General features: G+C 62.3%; 3 protein-coding genes. All 3 read right to left on the minus strand.

Going from position 1 to position 8,212, the window contains the following annotated elements; translation table 11 throughout:
• The coding region (locus QBJ92_RS20150; protein ID WP_277971473.1) for a pseudouridine synthase at positions 1-530 on the minus strand (530 nt) is incomplete at its 3' end.
• A gap of 91 nt (positions 531-621) precedes the next feature.
• Positions 622-3,411 carry a TonB-dependent receptor gene (locus QBJ92_RS20155; RefSeq protein WP_277971474.1) on the minus strand — a complete coding sequence of 930 codons (2,790 nt, stop codon included), beginning with the start codon at positions 3,409-3,411 and terminating at the stop codon, positions 622-624.
• 490 nt (positions 3,412-3,901) lie between these two features.
• A complete protein-coding gene (rpoC, locus tag QBJ92_RS20160) occupies positions 3,902-8,194 on the minus strand; it encodes a DNA-directed RNA polymerase subunit beta' (RefSeq protein ID WP_277971475.1) in 4,293 nt (1,430 codons plus the stop codon).
• Positions 8,195-8,212: the final 18 nt, after the last annotated feature.

Genomic DNA, 8,212 nt, shown 5'->3' on the forward strand with positions numbered 1-8,212 from the left:
ATCTCCCCCGGCGCCAGCCCCTCGATCGTCCATTCCCCGATCCGCCAGCGCACCAGCCGCAATGTCGGAAACCCCACCGCAGCGGTCATGCGCCGTACCTGCCGGTTGCGTCCCTCGCGGATCGTCAGCGAGATCCACCCATCGGGCACGCTCTTGCGAAACCGTACCGGCGGATCGCGCGGCCATAACGCGGGCTCGGCGATCCGCTCGACCTCGGCCGGCAGCGTCATTCCGTCGTTGAGCAGCACGCCCTTCCGAAGCGGCGCAAGCGCGGCGTCATCCGGGTCGCCCTCGACCTGGATCAGATAGGTCTTGGGCAGCTTGAAACTGGGGTCCGCGATCCGCGCCTGCAGACGGCCGTCGTCGGTCAGCAGCATCAATCCCTCGCTGTCGCGGTCGAGCCGCCCCGCGGGATAGACTCCCGGCACCGTGACATAGGCGGACAGCGTCGGCCTGGGACTGGGGGATTTGGCATCGGTGAATTGCGACAGGACGTCATAGGGTTTGTTGAGCAGGATCAGGCGCGCCATCGCCGCTCCCTACGCGCAAAGCCCCTCCAACACAAAAACGCCGCCCGGAGAGTCTCCGGGCGGCGTTTCGGTCTGACGGGCAGGGTTAGGCTTACATGCGGAACGAAACCGATCCGACGAAGGTCCGGCCGTTCTTGTAGAAGGCGGTCGGGCGATCCGGCGTGCCGTTATACTGCAGGTACGTCTCGTCGAGAAGGTTCTGCGCGTTGGCCGTGAACGTGATCGAATCGTTGAGCTTGAAGCTCGCCGAAAGGTCGACCTGATTGTACGGCGCGACCATCTCGCGCGACCCAAGGCGACCGATCGTGCGGAAGTAGGACGACCGGTAGCTGTAGCTCAGCCGCGCCTGGAACGGACCCTTCTCGAAATAAGGGATCACGTTGACGGTGTGCTTGGACAGATACGGCAGGTTGAGCGCCGCGCCCGTCACATCGACCGAGGACGTCTTGCTATCCTGATACGAATAGTTCGCCTGAAGCCCGAACCCACCCCAGATTTCCGCCTGACCCGACACGAGCGCGCCGTTGACCGTCGCCTTGCCGCCGTTGATCGGCCGCGAGACGTTGTAACGGTTGTCGAGCTGCCCGGTCAGCGAGTTGAACAGCGTGACGTTCTGCTGACGGATGTTGATGATATAGTTCGAGATCTCTCGGCGGAACAGCTCGACCGCCAGCAGCGTACCGGCGCGCGGATAATATTCCGCGGTCAGTTCGTAGTTTACCGATTCGTACGGCTTGAGATCGGGGTTGCCGCCGCCAGCGTCGAAGGTCGTGTCGTTCTGCGTGATGGATGCTGCCAGATCCTGGTAGCGCGGACGCGAGATGACCTTTGCCACCGCACCGCGGAAGATGATCTGCTGGCTCGCCTCATAGGCGATGTTGAGGCTTGGGAGGAATTTCAGATAATCGGTCGTCGAGGTCGTCGGCACCGGGGCAGGCGTCGGGTTCGCAACCGTCGGCAGCGTCAGCGCATAGTTGGAAACGTCGCGCGTATAGACAAGGCGACCACCAATGTTGCCGCGGAACCCGCCTTGGTTGAAGTTCGCCTGCAGGTACGATGCCGCGACGGTTTCCTTGACGCTCGTCGTCGCGCCCACCTTGGTGATCAGCGGCGTGTTGATCGAATTCGCCAGGATGTCGATCACCGACTGTTCCGGCAGGTTGAGATATTGCGTGGCGTTGCCGTTGCCGCCGCTACCGCTGAACGTCCCGTCCGGCGTCGCGAGCGTGGTGACCCCAAGCTGCGATCCGAGTTTCGACGCCGTCAGGTAGGTGTTGATGCCGCGGCCATCGATCCGGTTGAGGTGATCGGTGACGCGCGACCCAAGCAGCACTTCGGTGAACGGCCCGAACGAGACCGGGATGGTCGCGTCATAGCCGCCGAAGATGTCCCGGTCGGTGGTTACGCTGAAGTCCTGTCCGCCGATCTGCGCGCCGTTGAGCTGCGTGCCGTTGACGATGACCGGACGGCCTTCGATCTGCGCGGGGTTGTTGTTGGGGTTGGTGAAATAGTTCGCAGCGTTGGTCGGATCGCCGACGAAGTTCACGGTCGCCGAGTTCGGCGTGAAGGCATAGCTGTAGGGCAGCTTGGTCTGGACGTTGAACAGATATTCCGGGTTGCGCCCGCCGGTCGCCTTGCTCCAGCCGCCCGCGAACGCGACCTTCGCGCCGCCCGAGCCTTCCCAGTCCGCAAACAGGTTGATGTTGTCGGTCTTGAGCTTGGTCTTGCGGACGAGCGTATCGAGCTGCGCGCTCTGGTTCTTCGCGCCTGCGAACGAGGCGCCGGTGACGGTGCCGTTGGCGATCGTCGCCGAGGTCAGCACGTCACCCGTCCACGCGCCTGGGATGGTGTACATCGACTGGCTGTAGTTGTTGTAATTGCCGTCGATGTGCAAGCCGTTGAGCGTCAGCGTCAGGTTCTGCACCGGACGATACTGGACCGTGCCGGACACGCTCTTGCGCTCGCGGGTTTGCTGAAAATAGGCATAGTTGATGCCGAACGGCGATGCGGCCTTGTACAGGTCCGAGATCGTCCCGCCGTTGATCGTCGCGCCGGGGCTCTTGAGGCTCAGCGTACCGTCGGCGGCGCGGTTGACGAACGGGCTGCTGTAGGTGCCATTGGCGTTGGGGGCGACGTTGTCGTATCCGAAGAACTCGACGCCTGCGCGGGTCAGGCTCTGCTTGTCATACGTTGCGGCGACCAGGAAGCCGAAGGTGTCGGACTTGTTCTTCCAGCTGTAGAGGCCGGACCCCCGGATGTTCCCCTTGTCCGAACGATCGTTGTACGTGTAGCCGCCCGACGCGAAGATCGAATTGGCGGGGGTGTCGAGCGGACGCCGCGTGCGGACGATAACGGTGCCGCCGAGGCTGCCTTCCTCGACCCGCGGTTCCGGCGACTTGTAGACTTCGAGCCGCTCGACCAGTTCGGGCGCAAGCAGCGAATAGTTGAAGGTACGGCTCGACGGATCGTTGTCGTTGCCACCCCAGTCGGCCGAGGCGAGCGCGTGGCCGTCGAGCAGCATGCGGTTGAGCGCGGGATCGGTACCGAGGATCGCGACCTTCTCGCCCTCGCCGAAGCGACGATCGATGCTGACGCCCGGGATGTGCGACAGCGATTCTGCGACGTTGCGGTCCGGGAACTTGCCGATTGCCTCTGACGTGATGACGTCGACGACGGCGTTCGCCTTGCGCTTTACGGAAATGGCGCTGCGGAGGCTTTCCCGCAGTCCGGTAACGACGATGTCGCCGTCAGAGGAGTCTGCGGGTGCTGTTGCCTGGGCGGTCGCTGCTGGCGCTTCGGCCGGCGCGGTCTGCGCCGCTGCGGGCAGGACGGTAAGCCCCGCGAGAATGGTCGAGCTTAGCAATCCGGTATAAAACTTCATGAAATCCACCCCTTAGACTGGCCCGGCAGCAGTAGACTGCTCAGCGCCAAACGCCCCGCTGTTGCCGGGCAACCAACATTCCAACGAAAGGTCCGGCATTGGTGTGCTCTGGTGACCTTGTTTTGCCCCGATTTAGTAACAAAGAAGAAATAATAAATCTATTCCCAATTTCGGTGACATAGCGACGTTGGATCGGACCATCCCGTAAATAATATCGTCTAAACAACAACTTAGAAAGGCGTCGGGAGTCAGAAGACGATGCCGCGCGGTCACAGCTCCTCCCAAAGTATGAACAATACCGAATTTCTGAAATGGTTTTGCAGTCCCGGGCAGCGGTATGGTGCGCGGTATCTGTGGCGGGCCTGGGGGCGGCGATATCAGGTTGCGCACCGCCAAACCGTAGACATCTCAATGACGTACAAAAAAAGCCGCCGACCCGAACGGGTCGACGGCTTTTTGTCATGTCAGGCGGTGTGCCCAAACGCGGAGATTACTCCTTGTTCAGATACTCACCCGCATCGGCGTCGCTACCATGACCGCTGGTGGTGACGGCTGCGAGCGGATCGCTCCCGGCACCCCCTGAGTCGCGCGCGGACCGCGCGAGCTCTGCCTCATGCTCTTCCTTCGCCGAGTTCGGCGCGACGATCGCAACCTCGGCGAGACGCCGCTGCTGGACCCGCAGCGCCGCATCGCGCGACGAAGCGGTGACGCGCAGGCGGTTGAGCCCCGCACCTGTACCCGCCGGGATCAGGCGACCCACGATGACGTTCTCCTTGAGACCGGTCAGCGTGTCCTTCTTGCCCTGCACCGATGCTTCGGTGAGGACTCGGGTGGTCTCCTGGAACGACGCCGCCGAGATGAAGCTGCGGGTCTGCAGCGACGCCTTGGTGATGCCGAGCAGTACAGGCTTGCCCTGAGCAGGACGCTCCTTTTTGTCGATCTTCGAGTTGATGTCGTCCATCTCGTCGCGATCGACCTGTTCGCCCGCCAGAAGCGTGGTGTCGCCGCCGTCGGTGATCTCGACCTTCTGCAGCATCTGACGAACGATCGTCTCGATGTGCTTGTCGTTGATCTTCACGCCCTGGAGACGATAGACCTCCTGGATTTCCGACACGAGATATTCGGCCAAGGGCTCGATGCCGAGCACTTCGAGAATGTCATGCGGATCAGGCGAGCCGCCGATCAGGTTGTCGCCGCGCTTGACGTAATCGCCTTCCTGCACGTCGATGACCTTCGACTTCGGCACCAGATACTCCACGACATCACCGCCGTCCTCGGGCTGGATACCGATCTTGCGCTTCGCCTTGTAATCCTTGCCGAACACCACACGACCGGAGACTTTAGCGATGATCGCATTCTCCTTCGGCTTGCGCGCCTCGAACAGCTCGGCAACACGCGGCAGACCGCCGGTGATGTCGCGCGTCTTGGCGCTTTCGCGGCTGACACGGGCCAGAACGTCACCGCCCGAAACCGTCGCCCCATCCTCGACCGAGAGCGTAGCGCCCGCGACGAGCATGTACCGACCAGCTTCCTCGGCGCTTTCACCCGTCAGGGTGAGGCGCGGACGGAGATCCTCCTTGGCCTTGGTGGTCGCGCGATATTCGATCACGACCCGCTGCGAGATACCCGTCGCTTCATCGGCCTGCTCGACGAGCGTCTTGCCCTCGATCAGATCGACATACTTCACGACGCCGGGGTTCTCGGTGATCACCGGCATGGTGAACGGATCCCACTCCGCCAGACGATCGCCCTTTTCGACGATGTGGCCATCGTCGAACAGCACGTACGCCCCGTACGGAATGCGGTGCACCGCCCGCTCGCGGCCGTCCATGTCGACGATCGCGATTTCGCCCGAACGGCTGAGCACGACGCGACGGCCACGTTGGTCGGTGATCGTGCGAAGATCACGATATTCCATCGTGCCGTCGGCCACTGCCTCCAGGTTGGACTGCTCGTTGAGCTGTGCCGCACCACCGATGTGGAAGGTACGCATGGTCAGCTGCGTACCCGGCTCACCGATCGACTGCGCCGCGATGACGCCGACCGCTTCACCGATGTTCACCGGCGTACCGCGGGCGAGATCGCGCCCGTAGCACTTGCCGCAGACACCGATCTTGGTCTCGCAGACCAGCGGCGAGCGGATCTTGCACGACTGCGTCCCGATCGCCTCGATCTTCGCGACCATCGGCTCGTCGAGCAGCGTGCCCGACGGGATCACGATCTCGCCGGTCTTGCTGTCCACGATGTCCTCGGCCGTGGTGCGGCCAAGGATGCGCTCACCGAGCGATGCAATGGTCGAACCGCCCTGGACGATCGCACGCATCTCAAGTGCGCGCGTTGTGCCGCAATCCTCCTCGATAATGACGCAATCCTGCGACACATCGACGAGACGGCGCGTCAAATAGCCCGAATTCGCGGTCTTCAGCGCCGTATCCGCGAGACCCTTACGGGCACCGTGGGTGGAGTTGAAGTACTCAAGGACGGTCAGGCCTTCCTTAAAGTTCGAGATGATCGGCGTTTCGATGATCTCGCCCGACGGCTTGGCCATCAGGCCGCGCATGCCGGCCAACTGCTTGATCTGCGCCTGCGAACCACGCGCACCCGAGTGGGCCATCATGTAGATCGAGTTGATGTCCTTCTCGCGGCCCTTCATCGGGCCGTCGTCATAATGCCGGACCGCCTTGATCTCGTTCATCATCGAGTTCGCCACCAGGTCGCCGCAACGGCTCCAGGCGTCGATCACCTTGTTGTACTTCTCTTGCTGCGTGATTAGGCCGTCCTGATACTGCTGCTCGAAGTCCTTCACTTGATCGCGCGTTTCGTCGACCAGCTTTTCCTTGTCCGGCGCGATGATCATGTCATCCTTGCCGAACGAAATGCCCGCCTTGAACGCATGCTTGAAGCCCAGCGACATGATCGCGTCGGCGAACAGCACCGTGTCCTTCTGGCCGGCGTGGCGATAGACCTCGTCGATCACGTCGCCGACATCTTTCTTGGTCAGAAGGCGGTTGACGATGTCGAACGGCACCTTGTGGTTCTGCGGCAGGCACTCGCCGAGCAGCATGCGACCGGGGGTGGTCTCATAGCGCTTGAGGTACTGGTTGCCCTTCTCGTCGGTCTGCGGGACGCGGCTGATGATCTTGGTGTGGAGCGTGACCGCGCCAGCCTCGATCGCGTGATGAACCTCCTGCATGTCGGAGATCATCATGCCCTCGCCGGGCTCGCCTTCCTTGAGCATCGACAGATAATAGAGACCCAGCACCATGTCCTGCGACGGCACGATGATCGGCTTGCCGTTCGCCGGCGACAGGATGTTGTTGGTCGACATCATCAGGACGCGCGCTTCGAGCTGCGCCTCGAGCGACAGCGGCACGTGGACCGCCATCTGATCGCCGTCGAAATCGGCGTTGAAGGCCGAGCAGACCAGCGGGTGCAGCTGGATCGCCTTGCCCTCGATCAGCACGGGCTCGAACGCCTGGATTCCCAGACGGTGAAGCGTCGGCGCGCGGTTGAGCATCACGGGATGCTCGCGGATCACCTCGTCGAGGATGTCCCAGACTTCCTTGCGCTCCTTCTCGACCCACTTCTTCGCCTGCTTCAGGGTCATCGACAGACCCTTGGCATCGAGACGGGCGTAGATGAACGGCTTGAACAGCTCGAGCGCCATCTTCTTCGGCAGGCCGCACTGGTGCAGCTTGAGTTCCGGCCCGGTCACGATGACCGAACGACCCGAATAGTCGACGCGCTTGCCGAGAAGGTTCTGGCGGAAGCGGCCCTGCTTGCCCTTGAGCATGTCGGACAGCGACTTGAGCGGACGCTTGTTGGCGCCCGTGATCGTGCGACCGCGGCGACCGTTATCGAACAATGCGTCGACGGCCTCCTGCAGCATGCGCTTCTCGTTGCGGACGATGATGTCCGGCGCGCGGAGCTCCATCAGGCGCTTCAGGCGGTTGTTGCGGTTGATCACGCGGCGATACAGATCATTCAGATCCGACGTCGCGAAACGACCACCGTCCAGCGGCACCAGCGGGCGCAGCTCGGGCGGAATGACCGGAACGACCTCGAGAATCATCCACTCCGGGCGGTTGCCTGAATCGATGAAGCTCTCGACGACCTTGAGCCGCTTGATGATCTTCTTGGGCTTCAGCTCGGACTTGGTGACAGCGAGCTCTTCGAGCAGCTCCTTGCGCTCGCCTTCGAGATCGAGGTCCTGTAGCATGATGCGGACGGCTTCCGCGCCGATGCCGGCCGAGAAGGCGTCTTCGCCATACTCGTCCTGCGCGTCGAGGAGCTCGTCCTCGGTCATCAGCTGGTACTTCTCGAGCGGGGTCAGGCCCGGCTCGATCACGATATACGCCTCGAAGTACAGCACGCGCTCGAGCTGCTTCAGCTGCATGTCGAGCAGCAGGCCGATGCGCGACGGCAGCGACTTGAGGAACCAGATGTGCGCGACCGGGGCGGCCAGCTCGATGTGGCCCATGCGCTCACGCCGGACCTTCGAGACGGTGACTTCAACGCCGCACTTCTCGCAGACGATGCCCTTGTACTTCATGCGCTTGTACTTGCCGCACAGGCACTCGTAATCCTTGATCGGACCGAAGATGCGCGCACAAAACAGGCCGTCACGTTCGGGCTTGAACGTGCGATAGTTGATGGTCTCGGGCTTCTTGATCTCACCGAACGACCAGCTGCGGATCTTGTCCGGGCTGGCGATGCCGATCTGGATCTGGTCGAAGGTCTCGGCCTTGACGACCGGGTTCGCGAAATTGGTCAGTTCGTTCATGGAGATGAACCTTTCCTC

The organism is Sphingomonas echinoides (assembly GCF_029623395.1).
Classification (GTDB): Bacteria; Pseudomonadota; Alphaproteobacteria; order Sphingomonadales; family Sphingomonadaceae; genus Sphingomonas; species Sphingomonas echinoides_A.